Origin of the sequence: Vibrio sp. Isolate22 (assembly GCF_022398115.1) — a bacterium.
In the GTDB taxonomy this organism is placed as follows: domain Bacteria; phylum Pseudomonadota; class Gammaproteobacteria; order Enterobacterales; family Vibrionaceae; genus Vibrio.
On the sequence record NZ_JAKEUW010000146.1, the window covers coordinates 1 to 935 of the forward strand.

The 935-nt window shown below is 51.3% G+C and carries 1 pseudogene; it reads left to right on the plus strand.

Annotation, left to right across the window (positions count from 1 at the left end):
- Window positions 1–57 precede the first annotated feature (57 nt).
- Window positions 58–935 (plus strand): annotated as a pseudogene (locus L1D55_RS27380) (cadherin-like domain-containing protein); the annotation flags it as partial.

Consider the following 935-nt stretch of genomic DNA (forward strand, 5'->3'; position numbering starts at 1 on the left):
TGGCGGGTGCGTCAGATGCCGATGGTGAAACGCTATCGATTGACTCTGTGACTTACACAGGAACGGATGGCGGGTGCGTCAGATGCCGATGGTGAAACGCTATCGATTGACTCTGTGACTTACACAGGAACGGATGGTGTTTTAACCAACAACAATGACGGTACTTACAGCTTTGAGCCGAATGAGAACTTCAATGGCGAAGTGGACCTAAGCTTCTCCGTGACCACTGGCTCAGAAACGGTGGATGCGACCATTGGTGTGACGGTCGATGCGGTGAACGATACGCCATTGGCGGGTAGCACGTCTTATACCGTGAATGAAGATCACTCGATCACCATCAGTAACGAGCAGTTGTTAGCGAACTCCTCGGATGTAGAAGGTGATGTGTCGGTAAGTACGGTCACTTACGGTGGCTCTGATGGTGTGTTCACGACCAACGATGATGGCACGTATACGTTTGCACCGAATGAGRACTTCAACGGTGATGTGAGCTTCAAYGTTGTCATCCGTGATGAGGACGGAGAAACGGCGTCAACGACAGCGGGCCTAACCGTTGTAGAAGTGAACGATCCACCGGTCGCGGGTTCAACCAGTTACTCCATTAATGAAGATGAAGTGATTAACTTCACTGAAGCGCAGTTACTGGCTCAATCGAGTGATGTGGAAGGCGATGTCAGCCTAGACAGTGTAACGTACACGGGCACTGACGGCATCTTAACGGCGAATGACGACGGCACCTACAGCTTTGCACCGAATGAGAACTTCAACGGTGGTGTGAGCTTAACGGTTGTGGTTGCCGATGAAGATGGWGAGAAAGTMTCGACGACGGCCGAAGTGGATGTGAAGGCCGTTAATGATGCGCCAGTGAGCGGTGATTTGGCTTACACGGTCAATGAAGACGCATCGATTACCTTGAGCCAAGCGCAATTGTTGGC